This window comes from Pseudomonas sp. RGM 3321, from assembly GCF_022836805.1.
Lineage (GTDB): Bacteria > Pseudomonadota > Gammaproteobacteria > Pseudomonadales > Pseudomonadaceae > Aquipseudomonas.
The window spans coordinates 118,367-144,546 of record NZ_JALHBH010000109.1 but is presented as its reverse complement, the minus strand read 5'-3'; the positions used below and the strand labels follow the sequence as shown (position 1 = coordinate 144,546).

The window sequence follows — 26,180 nt, the reverse complement described above, 5'->3', positions numbered from 1 at the left end:
TAAAATCTCGAAACATCTGAAGTATAAAGGTAACAATATTTTCACATTCAGATGACCTGACAGTGACAGCGGTGCCTTTAGTTTGGCCCGCATCAACGTCAGGAGCGGCTCCCATGAGCGACCGTATAGAACTCGAGTTTTCCCGCAAGTACGACAAGTCGCATGCTCGTCAGTACCTTGAAAAGCACCAGGACGGCCTGTGGCGCAAGTTGTCGCATCAGCGCGATGAACAACTGGCGAGAAAGGCGCTTCACCTGGCCGGTGACCCGGGCCTGGTGCTGGACCTGCCTTGCGGTGCGGGGCGTTTCTGGCCATTGTTGGCCGAGAAACCGAACCGCTCGATCATCGGTGCTGACAACTCCGCAGACATGCTCAGTACCGCTTGTGCATCACAGCCGGCAGAAGTTGTAAAAAGGGTACAACCTTTGCAGACATCTGCCTTCGACATCGACCTGCCTGATAACGCAGTAGACAGCATCTTCTGCATGCGCCTGCTGCACCATGTCGGCCAGTCAAGCGACCGCATGGCTCTATTGCGTGAGTTCCAGCGCGTAACCCGGGACAGTGTGATTGTCTCATTGTGGGTCGATGGCAATTTCAAAGCATGGAAGCGTGCACGCCTTGAGAAACAGCGCGTGCAGAAAAACGGGCAGGAAAGTTACCAGAATCGTTTTGTGTTACCGGTTGCTACCGCAGAATCCGAATTTGAACAGGCAGGATTTCGTATTCAGAATCGAATGGATTTTCTGCCGATGTACGCCATGTGGCGTGTCTACGTCTTACGTAAAAGGTAAACAGATGGGTTTGCAGTCCTTGAAAGAGCCAGTTGTGAACTCGGTGCAGGATGAGTTCAACCATTTCTGGAGTCAGCACGGCGAGTGGGTTGAAGAACCCAATGTCCGTCGAGGTGGAGAAAGTGGTGTACAGCGGCTCACGATGGACAACGGGCAAACGCTTTATGCCAAGCGTCAGACAGGGCATATATATCGCAGTTTGCTGCACCCTTTGGGGCGACCGACTGTATTGCGTGAGCGCGAAGCGCTTGAGGGGCTGCGCAAGCTTGGCGTAGTTGTGCCGGAAGTGGTGTTTTGCGGTGCCGAGCGTGGCGAGGACAATGCCTGGCGGGCATTGCTGGTCACGGTGGCGCTGGAAGGTTTCGAAGAAATAGAAAAGTGGGAGGCTGGCGGAGGGCGCGAGCGGCATGGCGAACTGTTTTATGAGCTCGCGCTCAAGGAAGTGGCGGCTACCCTGGCCCGTATGCACCTTGGCCGCTGGCAGCACAGCTGCCTGTATATCAAACACATATTTGTACGTGTGACCGGCGAGGGGCCGGATGCCAAAGTCGAGGTTGCCTTGCTGGACCTCGAAAAAGGCCGTCGTCGCCTGACAGCCCAAGGGGCGGCCCAGCATGATATGAAACAGCTACGACGCCATTCGTCATTCAGCGCTGCAGACTGGCAAAAGTTGATCTACTTTTATCAGGCAGCGTTTGGCAGCTCTATCAAAGGTTTAGAGTCATGAAGCTAGAAATGGCAAGAGGTCTGTTTATCTTCGGTGCATTGGCAGTTGCCACCGTTGCAGTGGCAGCGCTTGAACAACCGTCTACCCAGATACTCACGACACAGCACGGCGAGGGATATTGCCCGTTGCCGCGTGTGGCCAAGAGTCTGGTGAGCGTGCAGCCCGATCATGACCTGTTGCTGTTCATGTACAGCCTGGCGCAAGGGGCCGGGGTCAGGAACTGAGTCGCTTTGCTGCCTGACTGCTGACTATCCCACCTGGGCCAGATGAAGATGGTTGTCCCATAGCCCTGCTGGCAGGTCCAACGGTTTGGCCAGCAGTTGCGCTTTGCGACAATCATAGAAGCGGCAACGCCCTTGGCCCGAAGTCACGACAAACCCATCAGCTATCGCACCCACGCCTGCGCAGTCCGGTAGCGGCGCATCCAGCTTCAATGCGCCGCTGTCCAGATCCCAGATGAAGAACCGGTTGCCACGCGGTGCCGTAAGGGCCACCAGGCGCAGATCACTGTGCACTGCAACGCTTGCGGTGTAATGAGCCATCGCCCGAAGTTGTTCTTCAGCCACCGGAAAGGCCTGAAATGGCTGCCCCGGCCGCTTGATCGCCAGCAACTCGGCTACTTCGTGGCTGTCGCCCATGAACTGCTGGCCTGCCACGATGGTGCCGTCGCTGGCGATGCCCATGTGACGCACGCTGTTCATCTGCTGGGAAAGTGTCTCCTTGCTCAGCAATGTACCGTCACGCTGCATGATCACCAGACTGGGCTGCATGGCATTCAGGTTCATCTCTACCCTGCTTTCCGCTTCGGTGCGAATACCGCCGTTCGCGACCACCAGCGTTTCGCCATCGGGCATCCACGAAACCTGATGCGGACCAATACCATGCGTAGGAATTTCAGCCGAGTGCACCAGTCGCTGCTCAACGAAACGATAGACACCCAGTAAGCCGCGGCCAGGGTCGCGGGTATCGTTTTCCGTCGCATACAGCCATTCGCCGTCGCGATGAATCACCGCATGACCATAGAAGTGCCGGTTCGGCTGCGAAGCGATGGTTTGCAGCAAGCGGCCATCGCGCAAATCGATCAGATAGCTTTCAGTACCCGGACGACGTGCGATGAACACCGCAAGTGGCAGGTCGGGATGATTGATGATGTCGTGGCAGCGCTGGCCCACCTGGGTGGCAAATACCTGCGTTCCGTCAAGCCGGAAACCCACCGCGTAGTGTTTGCCGTCGCCATCGTCACGAGCGGAGAGCAGCAGAGGGTGTGCGTCTTTTTGCCTGAACAGCGTCCAGCCGCCCAGCGTGAAAGTGCTGAGCAAAAGACTGCCGAGGGCCATGGCCTGACGTCGTAACATCACGTGTACCTCTTGATCAATCGCCGTCGTTGGCGTTGAAGCCCAACTGAATGCCCAGTGCCTTGGCCAGCTCGCCTTCATGCAGGCGGTGCACCGCATTGAGGCTGTCGTAGAACGCATTGAGCTGCTGACGTCCTGCTTCGGTGGCCAGTAGGTCGGCGAGCGGCGGCTTGAGTTCTGACAGTAATTTTCGGCTGGTAGCGTAGGCTGCATCGATTTTGTCAGCCAGCGGTTTCTGCTCGGCGGGCAGCAAGCTGCGCAGGCCCTTGTTGTCGACACCGGTCCAGACTGTTTCGGCGCTGATCAGGCTGGCTTCCAGGCTGCTGAGCGACGATTTGCTGCGCCATGCATCTGCCTGGAAGGGTTGTGGCTGGCCTTTGCTCTGGCGACCCAGTGGCGTGCCCAGTTTCTTCTTCAGGCTGTCGAGGGCCGTGACCTGAACCCGCAGCAGTTCGGCGATGGCTTCATGAGAATCCGCGTAGCGCTGGTTAGGGAATTTGCTCAGTTGCGCAAGCATGCCATCGGTGCTGTTCCAGCTGGTGAGGATTTCCTCGGCAAGCTGCTTTTGACGCTCGCCGATTGCCACCAGCAGCGGGCAGTAGCGCGCTTTCTGTTCGGTATTGGCCATGTCGATTTCCGCGTCGAACAGAATGTATTCGTAAGCGGACAAACCTTGCACCACGACGCTGGCCTTGGACAGCTCCTGAGCAGTGATCTGCGGCTGTGCCGTTACCAGTTGCTCGACCTGCCGGCCAACCAGGTTCTTCTTGTCTGGCCAGAACTGTATTTGCCAGGCGCGGTTGCCCTCGGCCAGAGGGCCGATCAACAGCGGTTGCAGCTCGGCCCAGGTCTTCTGCGCTTTGAGAAAGTCGGCGCGGGCTGTGGCCAGATCAGTCTTGCCCTGACAGAACGCCAGTGCGCTGGTTGCCAGCTGACGATCAGCATCGACCCAGCGGCTGTAGGTCGGCAGGATTACCTGTTTGGCAATGGCTGCGGACGTGACCGCCTGAGGGTCGGATGGCGAGCAGGCACCCAATGCAAGCGCCGCAAGGCTGGTCAGCAACAACTTGGGTCGGAACATGTCCGGCTCCTTTATTTATTTTCGAAAGGTGATTTTGAAAAAATCATGTTGAACGAGACGATTCTGGAAAGGGAGCAATCATAACGAATTCAGAAACACCAACAGCGCTTCACGCTGTTGCGCGTCAAATGCCAGAACCTGCCGCTGCGCCGCCTGGGCTTCGCCGCCATGCCACAGTATCGCCTCAAGTACATTGCGGGCGCGACCATCGTGCAGCAGTTGAGTGTGCCCGCTCACCGTGCCGGTCAGGCCCAGCCCCCACAGCGGTGGCGTGCGCCACTCGCGGCCGGTGGCCTGGAACTCGGTACGGTTATCGGCCAGCCCTTCGCCCATGTCGTGCAGCAGCAAATCGCTGTATGGGCGAATCTCCTGATTGGCCAGCTCAGGCTCGGCAGCGTCGCTACGGGTCTTGAATGAGGGCGTGTGGCATTGCTGACAGCCCGCCTGAAAAAACAGATTCTTGCCCGCCAGCACCTGCGGGTCATCAACCTTGCGGCGTGCCGGAACCGCCAGGTTGCGTGTGTAGAACTCCACCAGACGCAGGATGTTGTCGCTGACCTCCGGCTCGCCGTTCGGGCCATTGCCGTTGGGCGCTGCCAGGCAATCGGTCTGGGCTGGCGTGCAGTCATCAACGCGGCGCAGGCTTGTGGTCAGCCCCATGTCGCCGGAAAAGGCGTGCACGTTCTGCTGGTTGAGGTTGGGCTGCCCGGCTTTCCAGCCGAATCGGCCCATGACGACTTTTTGTTGTGCATCGTCCCATACCCAGTTGGGGCGTCCCGAGATGCCATCGGTGTTCTTGTCATCGGGGTCGGCATTGGCAAGGATTGCTTCATCGGCAATGGCCTCAAGCAATCCCAGGCCGATCATCGGCGGGGCTATGCGCGCCGAGATGTGGGTATCGGGGTGCATCGGTCCGTAGCCCAGCTGGGTGATTCTGAGGGTCGGCTGGCGCAGCTCGACGGCGGTGCCATCGCGAAACTCGACCGTCAGCGCATCGTACTCGACCCGCACCTTGCCCTCGGGGGCCACGCCGGGGTTCGACATGTCCTGCAATTGCCCGCCGTAAGTCGGTTCAGGCAGCACGCCATTGCGCTGCACAAGATCGGCGTAGGCCGGGTCGTCAGGAATCGACAGCCTGACCAGCATCGACACGGCATTGCTGTCGCCAGCTTCCGGTGGATGACCGCGACCGTCCTTGATGTGGCAGTTCTGGCAAGCGTTGGTGTTGAACAACGGCCCAAGCCCGTCGCGAGCTGTGGTGGTCGATGGCGCAATTACCCACGGACTGCGGAAAAAACTGTTGCCGACACTGAAGTCCAGGCGCCGCACGGGCGACAAGTTGGCCGAGGGCATGGAAAAGGCATTCTGATCGCTCTTCCTGACCGTTGCACTGCCTCCGGACAAGGCTTCTTCCGGCTCGGCATGAGTGAAACGCGGGGCGTCATCGCATGCACTCACGGCCAGAGTCGTAAGCAAGGCAAGGGATAGACGGAGCCGCGTACTCATACACATCCTGCAACGAGGCGAAAATCGGGGCGTGCAAGCTTAGCAGCCTCGTGCGGTTTGAATAAGAGGGATTATCGTTTGCCTGCTCTGATGTAATGCGTTGTTACGAATCTCGGAGGCTGGTCTCGTCCCGGCATTTTTGCCTATGCTGCACATGTCGAAGTTGACAGCACACACGCAGATAAAACACCCAGCAGAGACCACATCAATGGATAACCCGGAAAACAGCGCGTTCGTGACCACCACGGAGGCACTGGAGGCGCTCTATGGCCCGATTGCTCCTCCTTCCATGACCAAGGAAGTCGACCATATTCACGCGGTTTACCGGCCCTTCATCGAGTCGGCACCCTTTGTTGTGCTGGCCTCTGCCGGGCCTGACGGCCTTGATGCGTCCCCGCGTGGTGATCAGGCGGGCTTCGTGCATATCGAGGACAGCAAGACGCTTTATCTGCCTGACCGGCGCGGCAACAACCGCATCGACACCTTGCGCAATATCATCAGCGACCCACGTGTCGCGTTGCTGTTCCTCATCCCTGGCGTGGGCGAGACCTTGCGGGTCAACGGAACAGCGCAAATATCGGTTCAGCCCGAACTGTTGTCTCGTTTCGAGGTGAACGGCCAACTGCCCAGGTCAGTGCTGCGCATCTCCGTGACCAGCGTGTACTTCCAATGCAGCAGGGCAACGATCAGGTCTGGTTTATGGGATGCAACCCGGCACATCGAACGCAGCGCGCTGCCGACTGCCGGGCAAATACTGAAAGCGGTTTCGGCCGAGCAGATCGATGGTGACGCCTATGACAAGGCTTTGCCGGGACGCATTGCAGATACGTTGTATTGATCATGGCTGATACCGTATTGCGCCTCTTGTGGTCATGTCTTGATCAGACACCGGTTTTGCTCTGATTTTTTTCCTTCTCAAGAAAGTAGTCAAAGATACTCATGCCCTTGCGCAGGATTTTGCGGACTTCTTCGCTTTGCGCGATCAGTTCGGCGCTGGGGGCTTGCCATTGTTCGCGGGGCAGGGGGGCGGACCAGTCGAAAATCGATTTGGGCAAGCGTATGAAAGGCAGGCGGGTTACCCCGGCGGCAATGTAGCAGGGAAGGGTCCAGCCCGAGAGGAATTGGACCGGAAGGAAGTTGAATAGGTAACGCTGGTAATCACCTTCTGATCGATAATAACGGCGGCGCATATGGAAATGCTCTACAGTGCCTTCCTCCACGTTTCCTGGTCTCATTGGCAACGGCAGTGCGTCAACACCCTTTTCCATGTAAGCGCGAATAATTTCCCATTCGCTCAACGCCAACTCCCTTGTGTGAGTAGGTACGGTGATCCATGAAGCGTGACCACCTGATTTGCCCTCTAGCCCAATCGTCAGATAAGCGAATTTGATGGTTCCATATACCGTTGCTGCTTCGCCGGTGCTGACACAGGCCACGATGTCCTCCCATGAAACAAATCTGGGACGTCTCCAGTATTTGGTAATGTATGCCACTTCACGGCGTTGTCTATTGAAGCGGATGGGCCGAGGGCATGGCATGGGGACCAAGGGGCCAGAGATAATAAAATAATGAATGACAGTCATGAGTAAGAACAGTCCACTGACAAAATAGTGAGTGGGCGAGAACTCCATAAGATTTTCCAATAAGAATCTCTCATGTTTTATATAATCACGTAACGTCATGGCTAAGCTGGTCATCAGGAGAGTGACTGCTATAACCGTCATAAGGCCGATAATGGCACGCACGGATTTCTCCAAGGGTTCGAGCCCCGGACCATAGTCAAGATAAACCTCATTGATTGATTTGCAGGAGCTCCATGCGCTGACAGCGACAGCCCCTGTGGGGACAGGGAGTGGCGAAAGATAAAATGCCTGGTGGGCAGACTCTTGCTTGCTACCGCTTTCATTGGGCGGCAGATTATGATGATTGGAAGTCACAAAGCTTATCTCTTTTTATCTGCGTGGTCGGTAATTGGAGCGCCTCTTCGGATGATGGCAACGATGCGCTGATAGGATTGCTCCTGATATCCATGCTCAACGGAATTCGGTAGTGCAAGTATCCTTGATTTTCTTTCAAGAATACTGTTGCCAGTGCGGGCTTTGCTGCCAGTTGCAAAAGCATAACTGTGTTATGTCCCTGCCAGTCAGTCGGTATCTCCAGCTTTAGGGTCAAGGGGGACGCAGAGACTATGGAGGCTCTTTGGCAAAGCGCCTCACTGATGTCTTCTCTGGAAGATAAATTATGTAACACCGCAGTCCAGCGTAGCGATGTGTCATCGAAGGTCGCCTCTGTCAGGCCTGGTAATACCAGATGTAAGCTGCGTACGGGTTCGCCTTCAATGCGACGACGGATAATGCCGTTGTCAAAGACGGTGGGTAATAAATTGATTTCGGCCAGTTTTTGACCATGTTCGGACCCGTCCCAGCCTTCTGGATTTTTTCCCCAAATACAACCTAATAACCAGCGTTGTTGGTCATCCAGGCTTGAGTAATTGTAGAGTGTTTCCCCGCTTAACTGCAGCGCAGCGAAAACCAGACTCCAAGGTGTCAGATACATGGAGACATGAAGGAAACGAGGACCCCGAGTGGCCCACGCTCGACTGGCAATCAGTTTTTTTGTCGATGGCGTTGCAGCTTTTATGTCCGCCCAAAGCCCGGCCATCTCCTTTCCTGCATATAGCGTTATGGCAGAATTTATTCCGATGGCTCCCGCATCACCTGTCAAGCCCATCAGGGCTCCGGCTCTTTCTCCCGAGGTTCCGTTAATAAACGCGCTTTTCCATTTTTCCCAGTCATTCCATAGTGTGCCGACTGTACCTAGCAAGCTCAGAGGAGCGATGACACTGCCCAGGCCCAGACTTAATGAGCCCAGTCGTACCGCCAGTAACCCGCCCGTAGTTTCGGCACTGTTAATCATCAGGATGCGCAGTGCTCTGTCTACGATAGCAATATGTACCGACTGGTAAACGGCCAGAGCAGCGGCTGCAAAGGAGTAAAGGGTTGCGGTCGCTATTACTAAGTCTTTCGCAGATCTATTATCCTTTGCACCCGTCCAAACAGCCCACGCCTCCCCCAGATTCCCAACCTGCAAACACACCGCCAGTAACGGGAAGAAACTGCCCTTCAGCGCCGCCGCAGCCGCCCCCTGAGTTGCATACCCTCCAAACGCCCCCGTCCGCAGCCTGTCAATTTCGGCATTGAGCGCGTGCAGTTGCGGGTCAGTAATATCCAGTCGAACGCCAATCGCGCCATTGCGCGGAGTGCCGGTCGGGGTAATGGCTTTTTCCAGGTCTCGGCGCAGCGCGTCGCGCGTGTTGCGGGTCTGCAGTAGCCGTTGGTTGGTGTATTGCCTTTCGTAAAGCAGACCTTGATGTTGATCCGCTGTCAGTGTGCGGCGGTTGATAAGTTTGGTGAGGCGGTTGCGCTCTCTGATGAGGTCGTCTTCGGTAGCAAGCAGCTGATTCAAGCGCACGAAGTTGTCGCGAAATTTTGTCACGTCGGCTTCGTTTGCAACTCTTAGAGTGACGGCTTCCTGTTGCAGCGCCACCAGCATGCCCAGTCGCTGTGCTCGATTGCTTGCCCTGCTGAAGTTATCCAGATGTTGGCGTAGCTGTGGGCTGTTCAACTGCTTTTGCATTTTAATCAGCCAGCGCTCCAGGTGCAGGGCGATGGCCGGGATATAACTGGCATTGACGGCTTGATGAAAGGGTCGGGCGGCCGGGTCCAGGTTCAGACTGTTGGTCCAGTGATTGCCCATGATGTGGCTGATATCAGCGATGCGCCTTTGCGCATCGGCCAGTCCGTCGCTGAAGTTGTGAATATCATCCAGCCACTTGAGCAGGTTGCCTGATTTGGCGCGCAGAAAGTCCATGTCCAGACGCCCATAGAACACCGGCAGAATGTAGTGGGGGTTGTCGTGAAAGTAGTCGCTGACCTTCCGCAGGCTTTCGTCGGTGCGGCACAGGTCGCGGGTGCAGTTGAGCTCCATCGCCAAGGCTCTTTTCAACTGGTCGGGATGGTCTGGGTCGAAGTACCAGGCACTTCGAAAGAGCTCACCTTGAGTGAACAGGCTCACGCGATCATGGGTGATATCGTCCAGGCGCTGCGTCCAGCGTTGAAGGTGCGAGCGCTCCTGAGTCAGATAGGCTTGCATTTCCTGGTGACGAACAAGATCGTAAATGCCTCGTGAGCCGAGGCCCACACCGTTTAGCGTGCCCTGGCTGTTCTCTTCCAGCGCTTCAATGTCGTCTTTCAGTTCTTCATGGAGTGGTTTGCCAAGTACGAGCACCATCTGTGAGTGCTTGTTTTCCATGTCGAGTCTGGCAAACCTGGTTTGCGGCCGCTCGGCGTACGCACCCCCGCGCATCGCGGAATACTGCCCCGCTGAAGTAGTGACTGGGACAGGTCCCTGATGGTGTTCCCGGTGCCAGTCATTGCGCGCATTGAGGTAATCGTAAATGCGGCTGCGTTGTTCGGGCGTAGCAGTGTTCAGTAGTTTCGAGTCAGGATTTGTCTGCCGGGCAGTGTTGTCGCCAACGCTCATCAGTGTGTCAATGTAGCTGGCGGTGATGTAACGCATTTCATTGTCGTTGCGCTCACGCCATTGGTTGAGCCAGCCCACTACCTCGTCCTGCTCCTGCGCAAGGTCACGCAGAATGCCGATGCTGTCGTCGAGCACCAGATACAGGTGATTCAGTTCGTAGAACGGGTTGAGTGTATTTTTCAACTCGCCGATGTGCGCCTCGCGAAACAGTGGCAGATGCTCCCAGACATAGTCCTGGCGTTCGCCTTCGGGCATCTCGGGTGTAGTGCATTGTTGTGCCGGCAACTCGGCGAGCTCGGCAAGTTGCTCTCTGACCTGCTGTTCGACGCGAAGATGAACGCCGCCTTGCTGGCAATCGGCTGCAGCAAGATTCACTTTCTGCATGAAATAGAAACGGTCTGCAGCGCTGGCCAGCACATGGGTGCATTTGGCAGCGGTCCATTGCAGTTCGGCATAGGCGACATGCAATGTTGTATCGCGGGCAAAGATCAGGGTGTGCTCGCCAATTGTGGTCTGCCTGACATCCTGAGCGACTTCCCGGTCCTGCCAGAGCAGCTTGGTCGGCACGCCGTTGTCGAGGCGATACTCATGCAGGTAACCACTGCTTTCATCAATCACATACAAATAGCCGTCACGCACCAGACGCAAGCCGAGCGGTCGTTTCACGTCTCTGTAACCCGCGGTATCCGGCAGGTTATGAAGCCGTTCCACGCGGCCGTAACGCAGTGGCAATAACTGGACTTTGGTGCCCATTAACGGGCAGTTGCTCGTACTGTTGCGGGCATCAATATGGCTTTTTGCTCTGGACTCCCAATAGGCTTTGTCCACCGGGGAAAGTGTTTTGCGGCTCATGGCCGGGTTGCTCCGTGCGGTTCGCGACTGCGTTTCACTGCCAGCCAGTTGGCCTGTTGAATACGCCGGGATGGCGTCAATGAGGACTTTTCATTCATCAGCGCTCTGATATCGAGATGCAACTCGGCCGGCTGGGTAGCCAGAAAGCAGGTGACGTTGGCGTAATGGAAAATATCCGCTTCGCTGTTGAAGCCTGCTTCATAGGCTGTGACGGCCAGAGCATGCACATGGCCGTATCGCGACTTCAAACCCGTGGAGGTGAGGTAGGCCGGAAAAAATGTGCGCAAGTGCTGGTCAAGACTGATCACGATCAGGCGAAACGCGACGTCATTCATGGCCTCCATCTGCCGGTCGTTCATCCGATACAGAACAGTTTTGTCATGAACGGCTGGCTCACCAAGGCGCTCGTGCTGGACCCAGTGTTCAGTAATGACATCTACTGCATAAACGCTGTCGATAGGGCCAAACAGCCTATTGTCGGTGTGCGCCGGATGAAGCCCGAACAGCGCGTTGGCGACAGGCGGGTCGGAAAGGTTCAAGTGGCAGGCCTTGCCTGTTGGTTTATCAACGAACACCAGCCAGCGCAGGTGATCAGCCACTGTCTTGTGGTCGGGGTCACTGAACAACAGCAGACCCCATTCTTCGTGCGCGTAAGTCAAAAAATTTGAAAAGGTCGGGTCGTGTGGGCCGTCGATCTGAACCAGCGCTGGCGAGTGATCCAGTAAGTCGCTGAAGCGGGTTTGCAGAAAAAGCAGCGCGCAGATCGGCGCTGGATTCCACTCGAAAAGCTTTCTTCTCAACTGTGGGAGATTGATGGCGTTGAGCAGTAGATAAGCGTTTTTCGACCATGACAGACCGTCAGGGCCTGATTCAAATTCAAACATGTGCGCGCTTTGATGGGGCAAGGGGCGCGGATACTCGGTGGTGTGGGAAACGTTTTCAATACGCAGAAATGACTTTGGGAAAAGCCCTACAAAGATCGCTGAAATATCGCTGGCCAGACCTGATGCGCATATCGGTCAGGCATAAAAAATGCCGGTCAGCGAACTGACCGGCATTGGTTGTTAGCGCAAACAGTACCGGTCAGAACTCGTGATCAGCGTTGTCCGGGTTCAGGTCGGTGATGCCGAGCTTGGCAGCGGCCTGTTCGATCGCACCCGTCTGTTTGACCAGCGCAGCGATGGCGTCACGTACCACTTGATTGCCTGCCGTGTTGCCGGCAGCGATCAACTGGTCGAAGTGCTCACCCTTGTTGGCGTGATCAACGATGACCTGCAGCTTGGCCTGGGTGTCGTCCAGATCGGCGCGCAAGGTGGCGTCGGTGGCCGGGTCTACCTTGGCAACCAGAGACGAAAGGCTGGGGCCGCTGACTTTGCTGCCATCGGTACGCGTGTATTCGCCCAGGTAAACGTTACGAATACCCTTGCCGTTGTAGAAGTGCGAGTTGTGCGTGTTGTCGCTGAAGCAGTCGTGTTCGTCTTCGCTTGAGTTGGCTTCCAGTGCGACTTTCATACGCTCGCCTGCCAGTTCACCCAGCGACAGGCTGCCCATGCCGAAGAGCATTTTGCGCAGACCGCTTTCGCCGGATTCGGCTTCCAGCGTGGCACGGTAGTTGTCGGCAACGCCGGCCTTCCAGTTGCCGGACATTTCTTCCAGATCGCTGACCAGCAGATCGGTAACGGCCTTGAGGTAAGCGCGGCGGCGGTCGTTGTGGCCGCCGGTCGCGCCGGCACCTTCAAGGTAGTCACTGGCTGGACGAGCCCCGGCACCAGGGCCGGTGCCGTTCAGGTCCTGGCCCCACAGCAGAAATTCAATGGCGTGGTAGCCGGTAGCAACGTTCGCTTCGGAACCGCCCAGCTCGTTCAGGCTGGCGAGTTTTTCGGAGGTGATTTCCTTCACGTCGACCTTGTCTTCACCCACCTGAATTTCGGTGTTGGCGATGATATTGGCAGTCGCGCCTGGGTTGCCCAGCGCGTGCTGGTAATCCTTGGCGACATAGTCGATCAGGCCTTCGTCCAGGGGCCAGGCGTTAACCTGTCCTTCCCAGTCGTCGATGATGGTGTTGCCGAAGCGGAAGACTTCGCTCTGCATGTAAGGCACACGCGCAGCTAACCACGCATCCCGTGCGGCTTTCAGGGTTTCATCGCTGGGTTTGGCCAGGAATGCGTCGACGGCGGTGCTCAGTTTTTTCGCACCAGCCTCGGCGTCGTCGAACACCGCAGACACCATGTTGGCGTAATTCGCGACCACAGCCTTGGCCGCCGCGTCGTCAGTCTGGGCGGCTGCGGCTGGAGCAGGGGCAGCAGGCGCCGCAGCGGGAGTCGCCGGAGCAGCGGCCGGCGCGGGTGCCGGGGCGGCAGCCTTGTCCTTGCCTTCGCCACAACCGGCGAGAGAGATAGCGATGGCCAACAGACTAGCGGTTGCCAGAGGCATACGAATCATGACGGAATCCTGCGTCGATAAAGGTGATGGCGGGGTGCGCCCAGAAAATCTGCGACATGATGCGAAAGATTTGCATTCGATGTAAAGGCAAAACGCCTTTGCGGTCGTGTTCAGGCATTCAGCAGGTTGTAACAGTCGGTTTCAAGATGGCTCGAAACAGCATTACCGTTTAGAGGCTGGCGGCGTTACGCTCTCTCGATTGTTTCAGGTAGGCCAGCAATTCCCGACCGGGCAGCGGCTCGCTGTACAGGTAGCCCTGGCCTTCGTGACAGCCCTGAGTGACGACATAGGCCTCCTGCTCCAGCGTCTCCACACCCTCGGCGATGACCTGCATGCCAAGGCTTTTGCCCAGCTGGATAATGGCCCGCACGATGGTGGCGTCATCGTCGTCGTCAATCAGGTCCTGAACGAAACTCCGGTCGATCTTGATCTTGTCGAGCGGCAGGCTTTTCAGGTAACTCAGCGACGAGTAACCGGTACCGAAATCATCAATGGCGATCAAGGCGCCGGAGCGTCGCAGGCTCAGAAGGTGCTGGGCAGCGGTGTTGATATCTTCCATAAGGCCGGTTTCGGTCACTTCCAGTTCCAGGCTGCGCGGAGGCAGGCGGTAGATCTGCAACAGGTTGTTGACCACGCGCGGAAGTTCCGCGTGGTGCAGTTGCACGGTCGACAGGTTGACCGCCATGCGCAAGTCGGTGAAGCCCTGATCAAGCCATTCCCGTAGCTGGCGGCAGGCCTGATCAAGCACCCATTCGCCGATGGCGATGATGGTGCCGTTCTGCTCGGCCAGCGGGATGAATACATCCGGCGGCACCAGACCATGCTCGGGGTGTTGCCAGCGGATCAAGGCTTCTACGCCGACGATGCGGTGATCGCGATAGCTGATCTGTGGTTGATAGACCAGGTACAACTGATTGCCCGGCAAGGCTTCGCGCAGATCTTTTTCGAGTTCACGACGGCGGCGCATTTCGCTGTCGACGCTGGCGATGTAGAACTGATACCGGTTACGCGAGCGGGCTTTGGCCAGCGTCATGGTCTGTTCAGCTTTTTGCAGGAGTTTCTCGGTGTTGTCGCCGTCCTCGGGAAACAGCGTGATGCCAATGGTCGCTCGTAACCGGATCTGCTGTTCACCGACTATAAACGGGGCCTCCAGCTCGTCCAGGATATTCTGCGCCAGCTCTGCTGCCTCGTAGGGTTGCTCGATTTTGGCCTGCACCAGTGCAAACTGATCGCCGCCCAACCGCGCCAGAGCGCCGAGTCGTCCGCTGTGGGCGCGCAGCCGGTCAGCCAGCGCGAGTAACAGTTGATCGCCTGCCTGATAGCTGAACTGCTCGTTGATACCCTTGAAGTCATCCAGGCCCACGCAGAGAATCGCGACCCGGTGCTGTTGACGTCCCGCATCTTCAAGAATTCTGTCCAGCCCTGTCTGCAACTGAAGTCGGTTGGGCAGGCCGGTCAGGAAATCGTATTGCGCCATGCGCTGCAGATTGTTCTCCGCCTCGTGGCGCAGATAAGTGTGGCGCTCGATGGAGGCCAGCAGTTGGTTGGCGGTATTGACCCAAATCCCCAGTTCGTTTTTCTCGTGGCCCTTGAGCAATGGCAATTGGTGTTCGCTGGGGCGGTCAGGGTTGATCGCGATCAGATGTTCGATGATTTTCGACAGTGGCTTGGTCAGCAACCAGTGATAGACCAGGTACAACACCAGCCCCATTGCCAATGCACGCAACACTCCGGCCACGAAAATGATTCCGGCATTGACCAGAAAACTTTCGCCGTAATTGGCGGTGTCCAGCGTGATGCGCAGGTCGCCGTAATACTCGCTATAGGGGCTGCGACCGACCAGTTGCGTGGTGAAGCTGCGTTCCTGGCCGAGGATAAGGTCTGTCAGCCAGCGGGTTGGAGAGTTTTTCAGCGGGCGGTCTTTTTCTGCCAGCAGGCTTTCGTTGGGATGTCCTATCGACGCCATGCGTACCGAGTCGTCCTGGAACAGACCCTCAATGACCTGCATGCCCATTTCACGGTCCAGGCTGTAAACGGCCTGCGTGGAGGGGTCGCGGAACATTCCGAGAATTCGTTCGGCATCGCTGGCCACGGCCTGACGCGTCTTGTAGGCGTCGAAAACGATTTGCGCACAGCTGAGTACGACGCCTACCAGTAGCGCCGAAAGCAGTACGACGCGCAGCAACTTTACCGACAGGCTATTCTTGAGTTCCAGCTTCAATGGCCGTTCCTTAGTTCGTGTCGGAGGACATATCGCCCCATGACCCTCGAAAAGCCAGATCCGCCCGTCGTGACGTGGTCAGAAGCGATGCGTCTGGCTGATCTTCGCGTTCCTTGCACCTGCTGGCCCAAGCCACCTTAGTGTGTCGGGTGGCCGGGTGGGTAACTTGAGCAGAACACTGTAAAGAATTACGTCGTGATGCGAGTCAGCTAGCGTTTTCTGACAATACACAAAGTAACAGCGGCAGGCGAAAAAACATTTGTCATTCACCTGACTGGCAGGTCGAAGTCTGACGCCGTTTATTAAACACGCATCTGGAAAGACTATAGGTGTAAGTCTGGAACATAAAAAACCCGGCTCGAGGCCGGGTTTTTTGACGGCGCTGGACTCAGGCTGCGTATTGCTTGGCCACGAAGTCCCAGTTCACCAGGTTCCAGAACGCCTCTACGTACTTCGGACGCAGATTGCGATAGTCGATGTAGTAGGCGTGTTCCCAGACGTCGCAGGTCAGCAATGGCGTGTCGCCGCTGGTCAGCGGGTTGCCGGCACCGATGGTGCTGGCCAGGGCCAGAGAGCCGTCAGCCTTCTTTACCAGCCAGCCCCAGCCGGAGCCGAATGTGCCGATGGAGGTTTTGCTGAACTCTTCCTTGAACTTGTCGAAGGAACCGAATGCAGTGTTGATCGCCTCGGCCAGCGCGCCGGTAGGTTCGCCACCAGCGTTAGGGGCCAGGCAGTTCCAGTAGAACGTGTGGTTCCAGACCTGAGCGGCGTTGTTGAAAATACCGCCCGAAGAGGTCTTGATGATTTCTTCCAGGGTCTTGCCTTCGAACTCGGTGCCTGGCACCAGGTTGTTCAGGTTCACGACGTAGGTGTTGTGGTGCTTGTCGTGGTGATATTCCAGAGTCTCCGCAGAAATGTGCGGCACCAGAGCGTCTTTGGCGTAGGGCAGTGGCGGCAATTCAAAAGCCATGGTTTATCTCCTTTCAGGTCAATTGCGGTAATCGCACGGCCGATCACGGGCGGCCAGATACAGCATGCACCGGGAGTTTTACTCTTTTGCGGCGCAGACCCCGGATCATAGCACCGGGTCTGCGGCTTAACCACGCAACAACTGTGTGGGATAGAGGTTCCAACGCGTTTGACCTGGCGCTCATGAAACCCGTCAGGCTGAGCGGATCAACTGAAAGGCCACGCTGAACATCATCACGGCGATCATCACGTCCAGTATGCGCCATGTGGCGGGACGGGCCAGCCAGGGCGCGAGCCATGCCGCGCCGAGTGCCAGGCTTGAGAACCACAGCAACGAGGCGCTGGCAGCACCGGCCACGTAAGCCCCCGGCACATCCTGTTGTGCCCCGAGCGAGCCAATCAGCAGCACGGTGTCCAGATACACGTGCGGGTTCAGCAAGGTAACGGCCAGCGCACTGAGCAACACGGTGCGCAATGATCTTCTGCCAACGGCTGCGCTGTGTTCAAGGCTTTGCTGCGAGCAGGCGCGGCGCAATGCCTGCAGGCCATACCAGCTCAGGAATATCACCCCGCCCCAGCGCGCTACCGCCAGCAATGTCGGGTTTTGTGCGAGCACATTGGCCAGTCCGAAGACGCCTGCTGCTACCAGAATGGCGTCGCAGAGAATGCACAGTAACGCGACGGGTACGTGATGTTCACGGCGCAGGCCCTGAGCGAGTACAAAAGCGTTCTGAGTACCGATAGCCATGATCAGGCCTGCCGCGATCAGCAGGCCATTAAGGTAGCTTTGCCACATAAAGACGTTCCATTGAGCAGATTCAGATGGCGATTCTTATGCGTTAAGCGATATAAGGAAAACAAATAATATTCATCGCTCATTAGGAAAACTGATGTTCGACTACAAATTGTTATCTGCATTGGCGGCTGTGATAGAACAAGCCGGTTTCGAGCGTGCCGCTCAGGTGCTGGGGCTGTCTCAATCTGCGGTTTCGCAGCGCATCAAATTGCTGGAGGCACGTATTGGTCTGCCGGTGCTGGTGCGGGCGACGCCACCGACCCCGACTGACATCGGACGGCGCCTGCTCAATCACGTGCAGCAGGTGCGGCTGCTGGAGCGCGACTTGCAGAGTCAGGTGCCGGCGCTGGATGAAGAGGGCATGCCCGAGCGTCTGCGAATCGCCTTGAATGCCGACAGTCTGGCGACCTGGTGGGCACCGGCAATCGGGGCGTTTTGCACGCAACACCGGCTGTTGCTGGATCTGGTCGTTGAAGATCAGGACGTAGGCCTCAAGCGTATGCGTGCGGGTGAGGTCGCGGCCTGCCTGTGTGGCAGCGAGCGTCCGGTGGCCGGGGCGCGTAGTCAGTTGCTGGGGGCCATGCGCTATCGTGCGCTGGCCAGTCCGGCATTCATCGCCCGCCATTTTCCGCACGGTGTGAGCCCTGAAAAACTGGCCAGATCGGCAGCACTGGTATATGGGCCGGACGACCTTTTGCAGCATCGTTATCTGGCACTTCTTGGCGTTCAGGACGGCTTCGAGCATCATTTGTGCCCGTCCTCCGAAGGTTTCATACGTATGATCGAGGCAGGAATGGGCTGGGGCCTGGCGCCCGAGTTGCAGGTGCGCGACCAATTGCGCAGCGGCACTCTGCTTGAATTGCTGCCGGAGCGCTGCATCGATGTGCCGCTGTACTGGCACCATTGGCGCAATGGCGGGCAGCTCTTGACCCGGCTTACCGAACATCTTGCGCAACATTCGGCCGATTGGCTGGTGCCGCTGAGCGAGGAATGATCGTCAACATGATCATGTGTAATCCATGCAGGCAGGGTTTTCCCTTTCCTGTAGATGCGTTAACGGAGCGGTAAATGAAGATTCTGGTCACCGGCGCGAGCGGCTTCATCGGCGGACGCTTTGCGCGTTTTGCCCTTGAGCAGGGCATGAGCGTGCGGATCAATGGCCGTCGTGCCGAAGGTGTCGAGCACCTGGTCAGGCGTGGCGCAGAGTTCATCCAGGGCGACCTCGCTGACCCTTATCTGGTGCGGGCGCTGTGCGATGATGTGGAAGCTGTGGTGCACTGCGCAGGCTCGGTCGGCCTGTGGGGACGTCGCCAGGATTTCATGCAGGGAAACGTGCAGCTCACTGAGAATATAGTCGAGGGCTGCCTGAAACAAAGGGTGCGAAGGCTGGTTCACCTTTCCTCGCCGTCTATCTACTTTGATGGCAAGTCGCACCGTGGCATCAAGGAAGAGCAGGTGCCCAAGCGCTTCCATAACCACTATGCGGCGACCAAATACCTGGCCGAGCAAAAGGTCTTCGGTGCTGAAGAGTTCGGCCTGGAAGTGATCGCCCTGCGGCCGCGCTTTGTCACCGGCGCAGGCGACAACAGTATTTTCCCGCGTTTGCTGCACATGCAGCGCAAGAAGCGTCTGTCGATTGTCGGCAACGGTTTGAACGTGGTGGATTTCACCAGTATGCACAATCTCAACGAAGCCATGCTGAGCAGCTTGCTGGCAACCGGCTCGGCGCTGGGCAAGGCCTACAACATCAGCAACGGCATGCCGGTCCCGCTGTGGGACGCGATCAATTATGTGATGCGCCAGATGCACCTGCCTCAAGTCACCCGTTATCGTTCATACGGGCTGGCCTATAGTGCCGCGGCGATCAATGAAGGTGCCTGCATGCTGTGGCCGGGCCGACCTGAACCTACGCTGTCAAGAATGGGCATGCAGGTCATGAACAGGGATTTTACGCTTGATATCAGCCGCGCCAGGCATTATCTCGATTATCAGCCTCAGGTCAGTCTGTGGACGGCGCTGGATGAATTCTGTGGCTGGTGGCAGGCACAGCACGCAATCTGAATGCGGTAGTGGCACAGTGAGATTGGTTACGCGCTGTTGTTATACTGCCAGACTTTGGTTTAACAGCTTCCTGAAGGGTTACTCATGCGCAATGATCCATACGATGACGTCGATGACGTTCCCAGCCTGAGCGCCAAGGACGACGATGACGACTTCGCGCCGGGCAATGGTGCACGCGAACGCACCACGGTCTATTCGCGTACCACACCGGTGGTCAAGGTAAAGGGGCCGAGCACCGGACCGTTGTGGGCGTTGGTCGGCGCGCTGTTCATTGCCTTTTGTGGTCTGGGCTGGTGGAGCTTTCAGCAGGTTTCTCTCATGGAGCAGCAATTGGTCGCCACTCAGGAGAGCTTTGCGCGCATCAGCGAAGAAGCGGCGGGACGTCTGCAGGACATTTCCGGCAAAGTCGTTGCGACCGAGGCGCTGTCCAGCGATGGCGAGGCGCTCAAGCAGCGCATCAAGCTGCTGGAAGCGCAACTGGAAGATCAGGACAAACAGCGTGAGGGCGTTGAAGGCCAGCAGGGCAGTCTCGACAAGCGTCTGGAGCAGATGGCCGCGCAAACCGCGCAGCAGCACAGTGAAAGCGCGCAGTTGCAGGAGCAGCTCAAAAGCGTCGTTGCTGAACTGACCACGCTGAAGGCCGCGCTGCCCGATCTGAAAACTGCGCAGGCCGATCAGGGCAAGCTGGATGCGCAGATCAAAAGCGTGGCAGCCGATGTTGCAACACTGAAGAAACAGGGCAACCCGTCGGCTGCTGTCGAGCGCCTGGAGCAGGACCTGATGGTCATGAAAAGCGAACAGGAAAACCGCCCGGCCCCGTCAGGAGAGGCCAATACTGCCGAGTTCGACGCATTTCGTGCTCAGGTCACCCGCAATATCAATACCCTTACCAGCCAGATCCAGAATCTGTCGCAACAGCTCAACGCGCGTCGTTGAAGGCAAGACTTGCCGACGGCTGTCCATAGCAGATAGCCGCTGGCAAGTTTCCTGACATTTTTTGTACTCGTTAAATAGATATGTGCTTGCCAATAGAGGGAGGGCTTACGCTTGCCTGGCTGTTAAATAAATGGAGTTTCAATAATGAATGGAATCAATGATATGTACACCTATGCCCCGCAAGGAACAACCGAGCAACATCACATCCCCTCTGAAGAATCAGGCTGGGGGGAAGACGAAGTTGCTATGGCGCCGTTGCCCACTTACGCCGACGTACCGGGTTATCCGGAGGATGTGCTACTCCAGCAGGCCAAGCCACCGGTGAAGGTCAAGCCGCCTGTAAAGACTCCGGTCAAGGTGGTGGATCCGGTGAAGCCGCCCGTGAAGCCTCCGGTCAAGGTGAAAGTCCCAGTGAGGCCGCCTGTAAAGCCGCCGGTCAAAACTGCTATCAAACCACCCGTTGTGCAAAAGATACCGCCGGCCCCTGAGGCACCTTCGCGCCTGGACAAGCTGCTGGCAATCATCAACACGGGCACCGGTTTTTTACAGCTGATCCACCCGCTCAACAGTGTCTTCAACCCGGATGGTACGGTCAGCTATCCGAATGGAAGTGTTGCGGCGGCAGATGGCCAGTCCGTGAAGCACACGGATGGCACTATTCAACACCTGGATGGCACCACCGTGCATGCCGACGGTTCGGTCGAGCACCCAGGCGGCGATGTTCAACACAAGGACGGGACCTGGGTCATGGCAGATGGCTCTATCAACTACCCCGACGGTCGCTGGAAGTTAACGGACGGCACTATCACTGATGCCGAAGGCAATGTGCTAGGTACAGTCGGACCTGATGCTACGCTGTAACAGCAGTAAGTACGGGCGATAAAAAACCCTGGCTCTTGCGAGTCAGGGTTTTTTGCTGTTGCAGCGCCGTGTTACAGGCGTGGGTAGTCGATGTAGCCGACCGGCCCTTTGCCGTAGAACGTTTCGGGATGCGCTTCATTCAGAGGTGCATCGCTGGCCAGGCGCTCAGGCAGGTCCGGGTTGGCGATATAGGGCACACCAAATGCGATAGCGTCGGCCTTGCCTTCTGCCAGCCAGGTATTTGCGGTGTCCTTGGTGAATTTTTCATTGGCGATGTAGACGCCGCCGAAATCCTTCTTCAACTGCGGGCCGAGGCTGTCGTCAGCATCACGCTCACGGGCACAGATGAACGCGATACCGCGCTTGCCGAGCTCTTTGGCCACGTAGCTGAAGGTTTCAGTACGGTTAGCATCGCTCATGTCGTGCATGTCGAAGCGAGGCGAAAGGTGTACGCCCACGCGACCAGCGCCCCACACCTCAATGACCGCATCAGTCACTTCCAGCAGCAGACGGGCACGGTTTTCTAGCGAACCGCCGTACTCGTCAGTGCGCTGGTTAGTGCCGGTCAGCAGGAACTGTTCCAGCAGGTAGCCGTTGGCACCGTGTACTTCCACGCCGTCGAAGCCCGCAGCCTTGGCGTTTTCCGCACCGACGCGATAGGCCTCGACGATGTCACCGATTTCTGCCAGTTCCAGCGCACGCGGGGTCGGCAGCGGGGTGATCGGGCGCATCAGGCTGACGTGGCCTTCAGCTGCGATAGCGCTAGGGGCCACCGGAGTTTCGCCGTTCAGGTACGCCGGGTGGGAGATGCGGCCAACGTGCCACAGTTGCAGCACGATACGGCCACCAGCGGTATGTACGGCCTTGGTGATGTTGCTCCAGCCACGTACTTGATCGTTGGACCAGATGCCGGGTGTGTCCGGGTAACCAACACCCATCGGCGTGACCGATGTGGCTTCAGTCAGGATCAGGCCTGCAGAAGCACGCTGCACGTAATACTCGGACATCAATGAATTGGGCACGCGACCTTCGTCGGCGCGGCAGCGCGTCAGTGGCGCCATGATGATGCGGTTTGGCAGTTGCAGATCGCCAATGGTGATCGGGTCAAAGATAGTCGTCATGTGTCGAATCCTCGTGATTGATCAGTGTGTAGCAGGTGCCAGATCGGGGTTGCCAGTCTGACGAAAAGTAATCAGCGTGATCAGCAGCGCGAGCACAGCCAGCATGGCTGCGGCCAGCGGTACGCTGGTCAGGCCCAGGCCGTGGGCGATGACGCTGCCACCGACCCAGGCACCGAGCGCGTTGCCAACATTGAAAGCGCCGATGTTCAGGGTTGAAACCAGATTGGGCGCGGCTTTGCCGAAGGTCACCACGTTGATCTGCAAGGCGGGGACGGCGGCAAAGGCAGCGACCGCCCAGAGGAACAGGGTGATTTCAGTCGGGATCAGCGCGGCGCTGGTCCAACTGAGAGCGGTTGAGATCACCGCCATCGAAACGAACACGGCAATCAGCGTGGATGACACGCGGCGGTCGGCCATCTTGCCGCCAATCACGTTACCTGCGGTCAGGCCCAGGCCGATCAACAGCAGCGTCCAGGTCACGCCCTTGGGCGATACGCCGGTGACTTCGCCGAGCAGTGGGGCAATGTAGGTGAACAGGGTGAACATTGACGCTGAAAACAGCGCGGTCATGGTCAGCGACAGCCAGATACCGGCACCTTTCAGCGCGGCCAGTTCGGCGCGCATGTCGAGTTTTTCTTCATTGCGGTTGGTCGGCAGAAAACGGATCAGGCCGATCAGTGCAATCACCCCGATGACCGTTACCGCCCAGAAGGTCGAGCGCCAACCTGCGTATTGACCCAATGCGGTGCCCAGGGGCACGCCCAGCACGTTGGCCAGGGTCAGACCGGTGAACATCAACGCTACCGCCGAAGCGCGGCGATTGGCAGGCACCAGCCCTGCGGCAACCACCGAACCGATGCCGAAGAACGCACCGTGACAAAGCGCTGTAACCACGCGGGCGAACATCAATACGTTGTAGTCACTGGCCAGCGCGCAGAGCAGATTGCCGATGATGAAAATCCCCATCAGCGTGACCAGCGCGGCCTTGCGCGGCAGTTTTGCCGTGGCCATGGCCATGAACGGCGCGCCGACGGCCACGCCCAGCGCATAGCCGGTTACCAGCCAGCCTGCGCCGGGGATCGATACCCCGAGGTCAGCCGCCACATCGGGCAGCAGGCCCATGATGACGAATTCGGTGGTGCCGATGGCAAAGGCGCTCAGGGCCAGAATGAGTAGCGAAAGAGGCACGGGGCAGCTCCTGGTAAACGTTGGAAAATCAGGTCGGGTTGTTCAGTTCTTCAACCAGCGCCTGAACGAATGCTTGTATGACTTCTTCGTTGCGTCTGAAGAAATGCCATTGGCCGACTTTCTTGCTGCTGATCAGGCCAGCGCGTTGCAAGGTCGCCAGATGGGCCGAGACAGTGGACTGGGACAATCCTGCACGCTGATCGATCTGTCCGGCGCACACGCCATGTTCGATCGAGTATTGCTGAGCGGGGAAGCTCGCGCGGGGGTCCTTCAGCCAGGTCAGGATTTCTCGGCGGACCGGATGGGCCAGGGCTTTTATTATGTCGTCGAGGTCGATAGGCATGTCGTTCTCACAGGCGGTGTAGCGATATATCGCGATAGGGCGAACCTTATATCTGTATTTCGCGATATACAAATATGATTTTGTGCTTAGGACCGGCCAAATCGCTATATCGGGTTATATCGATATATAGACCTCGGCCTTTAAAGCGGCGTAGTCTTGCAGACATGAACTATCTGGCACATCTCCATCTCGGCGGGCACCGGCCTGCTCAATTGCTTGGCAGCCTGTATGGCGACTTCGTCAAAGGTCCGCTGTCAGGACGTTTTCCTGCGGAGCTTGAAGCGGCCATTCGGCTGCATCGCAGCATTGACGCCTTCACTGACAGCCACCCGCTGATCAAGGCCTCCATTGCCCGCTTTCCCTCTCAGCGGCGACGCTATGCAGGCATCATGCTCGACGTCTTTTTCGATCATTGTCTGGCTCGCGACTGGCATCGCTACGCCGATGTGCCGCTGGAAGTGTTTACTGGCAAGGTCTATGGCACGCTGGCCGCCGAGCCGCAATTGCCCGAGCGGCTCGCATTGATCGCCCCGCGCATGGCCGCGCAGGACTGGCTGGGTTCGTATCGGGATTTCGACGTGCTGGGGCAGGTGCTGAGCGGCATATCCCGACGCTTGTCACGACCCGAAGGGCTGGCAGGCGGCATGCAGGAGCTGCAGGCGCTGTACCAGCCCTTGAGTGCGGATTTCGCCGAGTTCTATCCACTATTGGAGGATTTTGCTCAGGCTGCTCTGGCCGAACGCGAAGCCACTTCGCTCGGCTGAGCAGGCTCGCCGGGTACTTGTTTACCGATCACTGACTCACCCGTGACAGGTTCACCGAACAGTGCCACCTGAACAGCTTGCTGGGCCTTGAACGCCAGCGCAGCGCGTTCCTGGTCCGCCGTCGGGATCGGGGTCAGCAGGTGAATGTGCACATCGCTCTGCTCATTGGCGAACAGTCGGCGCAGATGGGACAGCAAGTCATCGTCGCCAATGAACGGGGCAATCGGGTCCGGTTTGCCATTACGCGAGTAACCGATGGCTACTGGTTGAATAGGCACACCGGCTTCAATGGCACTGGACAGCAGGCGGCCGTGGAATGTACGCAGGCTTCTGCCGTCGGTGGTTGTGCCTTCCGGGAAGATCAGCAGTGCGTTGCCTTGTTGCAGGTGATTGCACATCTGCTTTTGAATCAGACGGCTGTCGCCCGACCCACGACGAATGAACAGCGTGCCGGCCTTCAGCGCCAGCCAGCCTGCTACCGGCCAGGTCCGGACTTCGGCCTTTGACAGAAATGACAGAGGTGCCAGCATGCCCAGCAGGGCGATGTCAGTCCACGACACATGGTTGCTGACCCACAGCATGGGCTGGGTTGGCAATTGGCCTGTCACGGTGACGCGAAACGGCAGGGCATTGGTCAGGCGCGCCATGAACCAACGGCTCCAGCGCTGCCTGCGTTCCATCGACCCACCGATTCTGGTGCGTTCCAGAACCGCGAATGTTCCGGCAATCGTCAAGCCGAGCGCCACGACCAGCAGCACCCGGACTACGCGGGCATAGCCGCGTGCCCGGCTCATTACACGGCCGCCTTGAAGTGACGGGCGTAACGCGGGCACAGATCGTCGCGCTTGAGCAGGATGAAGACGTCGGCCACCTGGAAATCTTCGTCCCAGCAAGGTTCGCCGCAGATCTTGGCACCCAGGCGCATGTAAGCCTTGAGCAGTGGCGGCATCTCGCAGATCACATTGCTCGGGATATCGAGTGTCGGCAGCGGGTTTTTCGGCTCGGCACGCAAGTGCTCGTTGCACAGGTAGCGCTCGCGCAGGCGTTGCATGATCGCGTGCGCCTGAATGCCGCCGTCGTGCATCGGGATGCTCGCGCAGCCCATCAGGTAGCTGTAGCCGCCTTCGTTCAGCACCTCGGCCAGCTCGCTCCACAATACCGCGATGGTGCCACCGTTGCGGTAGGCCGGGTCTACGCAGGTACGGCCCAGTTCAAGAATCGGACCTTGCAGATGAACCAGGCCGTGCAGGCTGAATTCCTCTTCACTGTAGAAGCGCCCCAACGTGCTGGCGGCCTTGTGGTCGAGCAGGCGGGTAGTGGCAACCAGACGCCCGATGTTCAGGTCACGCACACCAATGTGCGAGCAGTGAACATCGTAATCGTCGATATCCAGGCCTTGTTCAGCACCGTTGAGACGGGCGTTGAACTCTTCGCTGAACACACTGAAACGCAACGCCTGTGCTTCCTGCAAGGCGCTCGCTCCAATCAGGCGCTCGGCCTGAAGACGACGTTCAGAAGTGTTGTCACGAATGCGGGCGATCTGGGTCATACGAATCTCCATGAGCCAGCCATGCAGAGTTTGGCTGGTTGACTGATTTGTCCAGGCGCTTTGCCGTACTTG

Annotated in this window: 24 protein-coding genes; 9 read left to right on the top strand and 15 right to left on the bottom strand. The window is 57.8% G+C overall.

The window, feature by feature from the left end; translation table 11 throughout:
• Positions 1 to 113: 113 nt before the first annotated feature.
• The 3 genes from RGM3321_RS13945 to RGM3321_RS13935 are packed head-to-tail and all read left to right on the top strand — an operon-like array spanning position 114 to position 1,745.
• Positions 114 to 794, top strand: a complete 681-nt coding sequence (locus RGM3321_RS13945) for a class I SAM-dependent methyltransferase (protein ID WP_244393544.1) — start codon at positions 114 to 116, stop codon at positions 792 to 794.
• Between the two features lie 4 nt (positions 795 to 798).
• Positions 799 to 1,521 (top strand): lipopolysaccharide kinase InaA family protein, encoded by a 723-nt coding sequence (locus RGM3321_RS13940; RefSeq protein WP_244393543.1) that lies wholly within the window; start codon positions 799 to 801, stop codon positions 1,519 to 1,521.
• Positions 1,518 to 1,745 (top strand): hypothetical protein, encoded by a 228-nt coding sequence (locus RGM3321_RS13935; RefSeq protein ID WP_244393542.1) that lies wholly within the window; start codon positions 1,518 to 1,520, stop codon positions 1,743 to 1,745. The genes RGM3321_RS13940 and RGM3321_RS13935 overlap by 4 nt, the downstream gene beginning before the upstream one ends.
• A 24-nt stretch (positions 1,746 to 1,769) precedes the next feature.
• Here the strand turns inward: RGM3321_RS13935 and RGM3321_RS13930 are convergent, their stop codons facing one another.
• The 3 genes from RGM3321_RS13930 to RGM3321_RS13920 form a co-directional block, all read right to left on the bottom strand.
• Complete coding sequence (locus RGM3321_RS13930) at positions 1,770 to 2,876, bottom strand: DUF1513 domain-containing protein (RefSeq protein ID WP_244393556.1); 1,107 nt, start codon at positions 2,874 to 2,876, stop codon at positions 1,770 to 1,772.
• Positions 2,877 to 2,892: 16 nt separating this feature from the next.
• The gene (locus RGM3321_RS13925) at positions 2,893 to 3,957 is read right to left on the bottom strand and encodes an imelysin family protein (RefSeq protein WP_244393541.1); all 1,065 of its coding nucleotides are present in this window, start codon (positions 3,955 to 3,957) and stop codon (positions 2,893 to 2,895) included.
• 78 nt (positions 3,958 to 4,035) lie between these two features.
• On the bottom strand, positions 4,036 to 5,463 hold the full coding sequence (locus tag RGM3321_RS13920) for a di-heme oxidoredictase family protein (RefSeq protein ID WP_244393540.1): 1,428 nt from the start codon (positions 5,461 to 5,463) through the stop codon (positions 4,036 to 4,038).
• A 208-nt stretch (positions 5,464 to 5,671) separates the two neighbouring features.
• On the opposite strand from RGM3321_RS13920, the gene RGM3321_RS13915 reads away from it, so the two are divergent.
• Positions 5,672 to 6,301, top strand: a complete 630-nt coding sequence (locus tag RGM3321_RS13915; RefSeq protein WP_058400737.1) for a pyridoxamine 5'-phosphate oxidase family protein — start codon at positions 5,672 to 5,674, stop codon at positions 6,299 to 6,301.
• Between the two features lie 43 nt (positions 6,302 to 6,344).
• On the opposite strand, the gene RGM3321_RS13910 is transcribed toward RGM3321_RS13915, so the two are convergent.
• The 7 genes from RGM3321_RS13910 to RGM3321_RS13880 all read right to left on the bottom strand — a co-directional run bounded on the left by RGM3321_RS13910 (position 6,345) and on the right by RGM3321_RS13880 (position 17,285).
• Positions 6,345 to 7,208 carry a DUF6708 domain-containing protein gene (locus RGM3321_RS13910; protein ID WP_244393539.1) on the bottom strand — a complete coding sequence of 288 codons (864 nt, stop codon included), beginning with the start codon at positions 7,206 to 7,208 and terminating at the stop codon, positions 6,345 to 6,347.
• A 172-nt stretch (positions 7,209 to 7,380) separates the two neighbouring features.
• Entirely contained in the window at positions 7,381 to 10,857 is a 3,477-nt protein-coding gene (locus tag RGM3321_RS13905) for a toxin VasX (protein WP_244393538.1), read from the bottom strand.
• Positions 10,854 to 11,741: a DUF4123 domain-containing protein gene (locus RGM3321_RS13900; RefSeq protein ID WP_244393537.1), complete on the bottom strand. Its 888-nt coding sequence runs from the start codon at positions 11,739 to 11,741 to the stop codon at positions 10,854 to 10,856. The genes RGM3321_RS13905 and RGM3321_RS13900 overlap by 4 nt, the downstream gene beginning before the upstream one ends.
• Positions 11,742 to 11,940: 199 nt before the next feature.
• On the bottom strand, positions 11,941 to 13,299 hold the full coding sequence (locus RGM3321_RS13895; protein WP_244393536.1) for an imelysin family protein: 1,359 nt from the start codon (positions 13,297 to 13,299) through the stop codon (positions 11,941 to 11,943).
• A 169-nt stretch (positions 13,300 to 13,468) separates the two neighbouring features.
• Entirely contained in the window at positions 13,469 to 15,520 is a 2,052-nt protein-coding gene (locus RGM3321_RS13890) for a GGDEF domain-containing phosphodiesterase (RefSeq protein ID WP_244393535.1), read from the bottom strand.
• 388 nt (positions 15,521 to 15,908) lie between these two features.
• A complete protein-coding gene (gene sodB, locus RGM3321_RS13885) occupies positions 15,909 to 16,490 on the bottom strand; it encodes a superoxide dismutase [Fe] (protein ID WP_003380941.1) in 582 nt (193 codons plus the stop codon).
• 192 nt (positions 16,491 to 16,682) lie between these two features.
• Complete coding sequence (locus tag RGM3321_RS13880; protein ID WP_244393533.1) at positions 16,683 to 17,285, bottom strand: LysE/ArgO family amino acid transporter; 603 nt, start codon at positions 17,283 to 17,285, stop codon at positions 16,683 to 16,685.
• Between the two features lie 94 nt (positions 17,286 to 17,379).
• Between RGM3321_RS13880 and RGM3321_RS13875 the strand changes: the two genes are divergently transcribed.
• The 4 genes from RGM3321_RS13875 (at position 17,380) to RGM3321_RS13860 (ending at position 21,143) form a co-directional block, all read left to right on the top strand.
• A complete protein-coding gene (locus RGM3321_RS13875; protein WP_244393531.1) occupies positions 17,380 to 18,279 on the top strand; it encodes a LysR family transcriptional regulator ArgP in 900 nt (299 codons plus the stop codon).
• Positions 18,280 to 18,353: 74 nt separating this feature from the next.
• Entirely contained in the window at positions 18,354 to 19,346 is a 993-nt protein-coding gene (locus tag RGM3321_RS13870; RefSeq protein ID WP_244393529.1) for an NAD-dependent epimerase/dehydratase family protein, read from the top strand.
• A gap of 84 nt (positions 19,347 to 19,430) precedes the next feature.
• Positions 19,431 to 20,282 (top strand): ATPase, encoded by an 852-nt coding sequence (locus tag RGM3321_RS13865; protein ID WP_244393527.1) that lies wholly within the window; start codon positions 19,431 to 19,433, stop codon positions 20,280 to 20,282.
• Positions 20,283 to 20,444: 162 nt separating this feature from the next.
• Positions 20,445 to 21,143 (top strand): hypothetical protein, encoded by a 699-nt coding sequence (locus RGM3321_RS13860; RefSeq protein WP_244393555.1) that lies wholly within the window; start codon positions 20,445 to 20,447, stop codon positions 21,141 to 21,143.
• A gap of 71 nt (positions 21,144 to 21,214) precedes the next feature.
• Here the strand turns inward: RGM3321_RS13860 and RGM3321_RS13855 are convergent, their stop codons facing one another.
• The 3 genes from RGM3321_RS13855 to RGM3321_RS13845 are packed head-to-tail and all read right to left on the bottom strand — an operon-like array spanning position 21,215 to position 23,795.
• A complete protein-coding gene (locus RGM3321_RS13855) occupies positions 21,215 to 22,264 on the bottom strand; it encodes an alkene reductase (protein ID WP_244393525.1) in 1,050 nt (349 codons plus the stop codon).
• Between the two features lie 21 nt (positions 22,265 to 22,285).
• A complete protein-coding gene (locus RGM3321_RS13850) occupies positions 22,286 to 23,452 on the bottom strand; it encodes an MFS transporter (protein ID WP_005734688.1) in 1,167 nt (388 codons plus the stop codon).
• Positions 23,453 to 23,480: 28 nt separating this feature from the next.
• Positions 23,481 to 23,795 (bottom strand): helix-turn-helix transcriptional regulator, encoded by a 315-nt coding sequence (locus RGM3321_RS13845; RefSeq protein ID WP_002554999.1) that lies wholly within the window; start codon positions 23,793 to 23,795, stop codon positions 23,481 to 23,483.
• Positions 23,796 to 23,959: 164 nt separating this feature from the next.
• On the opposite strand from RGM3321_RS13845, the gene RGM3321_RS13840 reads away from it, so the two are divergent.
• The gene (locus RGM3321_RS13840; RefSeq protein ID WP_244393523.1) at positions 23,960 to 24,559 is read left to right on the top strand and encodes an ACP phosphodiesterase; all 600 of its coding nucleotides are present in this window, start codon (positions 23,960 to 23,962) and stop codon (positions 24,557 to 24,559) included.
• Here RGM3321_RS13840 and RGM3321_RS13835 read toward each other — a convergent pair.
• Together RGM3321_RS13835 and olsB are read right to left on the bottom strand one after the other, a co-directional pair.
• Entirely contained in the window at positions 24,517 to 25,353 is an 837-nt protein-coding gene (locus RGM3321_RS13835; protein WP_244393521.1) for a lysophospholipid acyltransferase family protein, read from the bottom strand. The two genes, RGM3321_RS13840 and RGM3321_RS13835, sit on opposite strands and share 43 nt — an antisense overlap.
• Positions 25,353 to 26,108: an L-ornithine N(alpha)-acyltransferase gene (gene olsB, locus RGM3321_RS13830; RefSeq protein ID WP_244393519.1), complete on the bottom strand. Its 756-nt coding sequence runs from the start codon at positions 26,106 to 26,108 to the stop codon at positions 25,353 to 25,355. Before olsB ends, RGM3321_RS13835 begins: the two co-directional genes overlap by 1 nt.
• Between the last annotated feature and the right edge of the window lie 72 nt (positions 26,109 to 26,180).

Bases quoted from the DNA above. Each gene is read 5' to 3' on its own strand.
- RGM3321_RS13930 (WP_244393556.1), bottom strand. From the start codon at position 2,876: ATGTTACGACGTCAGGCCATGGCCCTCGGCAGTCTTTTGCTCAGCACT.
- olsB (WP_244393519.1), bottom strand. From the start codon at position 26,108: ATGACCCAGATCGCCCGCATTCGTGACAACACTTCTGAACGTCGTCTT.
- RGM3321_RS13925 (WP_244393541.1), bottom strand. From the start codon at position 3,957: ATGTTCCGACCCAAGTTGTTGCTGACCAGCCTTGCGGCGCTTGCATTG.
- RGM3321_RS13840 (WP_244393523.1), top strand. From the start codon at position 23,960: ATGAACTATCTGGCACATCTCCATCTCGGCGGGCACCGGCCTGCTCAA.
- RGM3321_RS13880 (WP_244393533.1), bottom strand. From the start codon at position 17,285: ATGTGGCAAAGCTACCTTAATGGCCTGCTGATCGCGGCAGGCCTGATC.
- RGM3321_RS13900 (WP_244393537.1), bottom strand. From the start codon at position 11,741: ATGTTTGAATTTGAATCAGGCCCTGACGGTCTGTCATGGTCGAAAAAC.
- RGM3321_RS13920 (WP_244393540.1), bottom strand. From the start codon at position 5,463: ATGAGTACGCGGCTCCGTCTATCCCTTGCCTTGCTTACGACTCTGGCC.
- RGM3321_RS13915 (WP_058400737.1), top strand. From the start codon at position 5,672: ATGGATAACCCGGAAAACAGCGCGTTCGTGACCACCACGGAGGCACTG.
- RGM3321_RS13945 (WP_244393544.1), top strand. From the start codon at position 114: ATGAGCGACCGTATAGAACTCGAGTTTTCCCGCAAGTACGACAAGTCG.
- RGM3321_RS13895 (WP_244393536.1), bottom strand. From the start codon at position 13,299: ATGATTCGTATGCCTCTGGCAACCGCTAGTCTGTTGGCCATCGCTATC.
- sodB (WP_003380941.1), bottom strand. From the start codon at position 16,490: ATGGCTTTTGAATTGCCGCCACTGCCCTACGCCAAAGACGCTCTGGTG.
- RGM3321_RS13935 (WP_244393542.1), top strand. From the start codon at position 1,518: ATGAAGCTAGAAATGGCAAGAGGTCTGTTTATCTTCGGTGCATTGGCA.
- RGM3321_RS13855 (WP_244393525.1), bottom strand. From the start codon at position 22,264: ATGACGACTATCTTTGACCCGATCACCATTGGCGATCTGCAACTGCCA.
- RGM3321_RS13870 (WP_244393529.1), top strand. From the start codon at position 18,354: ATGAAGATTCTGGTCACCGGCGCGAGCGGCTTCATCGGCGGACGCTTT.
- RGM3321_RS13835 (WP_244393521.1), bottom strand. From the start codon at position 25,353: ATGAGCCGGGCACGCGGCTATGCCCGCGTAGTCCGGGTGCTGCTGGTC.
- RGM3321_RS13875 (WP_244393531.1), top strand. From the start codon at position 17,380: ATGTTCGACTACAAATTGTTATCTGCATTGGCGGCTGTGATAGAACAA.
- RGM3321_RS13860 (WP_244393555.1), top strand. From the start codon at position 20,445: ATGTACACCTATGCCCCGCAAGGAACAACCGAGCAACATCACATCCCC.
- RGM3321_RS13940 (WP_244393543.1), top strand. From the start codon at position 799: ATGGGTTTGCAGTCCTTGAAAGAGCCAGTTGTGAACTCGGTGCAGGAT.
- RGM3321_RS13845 (WP_002554999.1), bottom strand. From the start codon at position 23,795: ATGCCTATCGACCTCGACGACATAATAAAAGCCCTGGCCCATCCGGTC.
- RGM3321_RS13865 (WP_244393527.1), top strand. From the start codon at position 19,431: ATGCGCAATGATCCATACGATGACGTCGATGACGTTCCCAGCCTGAGC.
- RGM3321_RS13905 (WP_244393538.1), bottom strand. From the start codon at position 10,857: ATGAGCCGCAAAACACTTTCCCCGGTGGACAAAGCCTATTGGGAGTCC.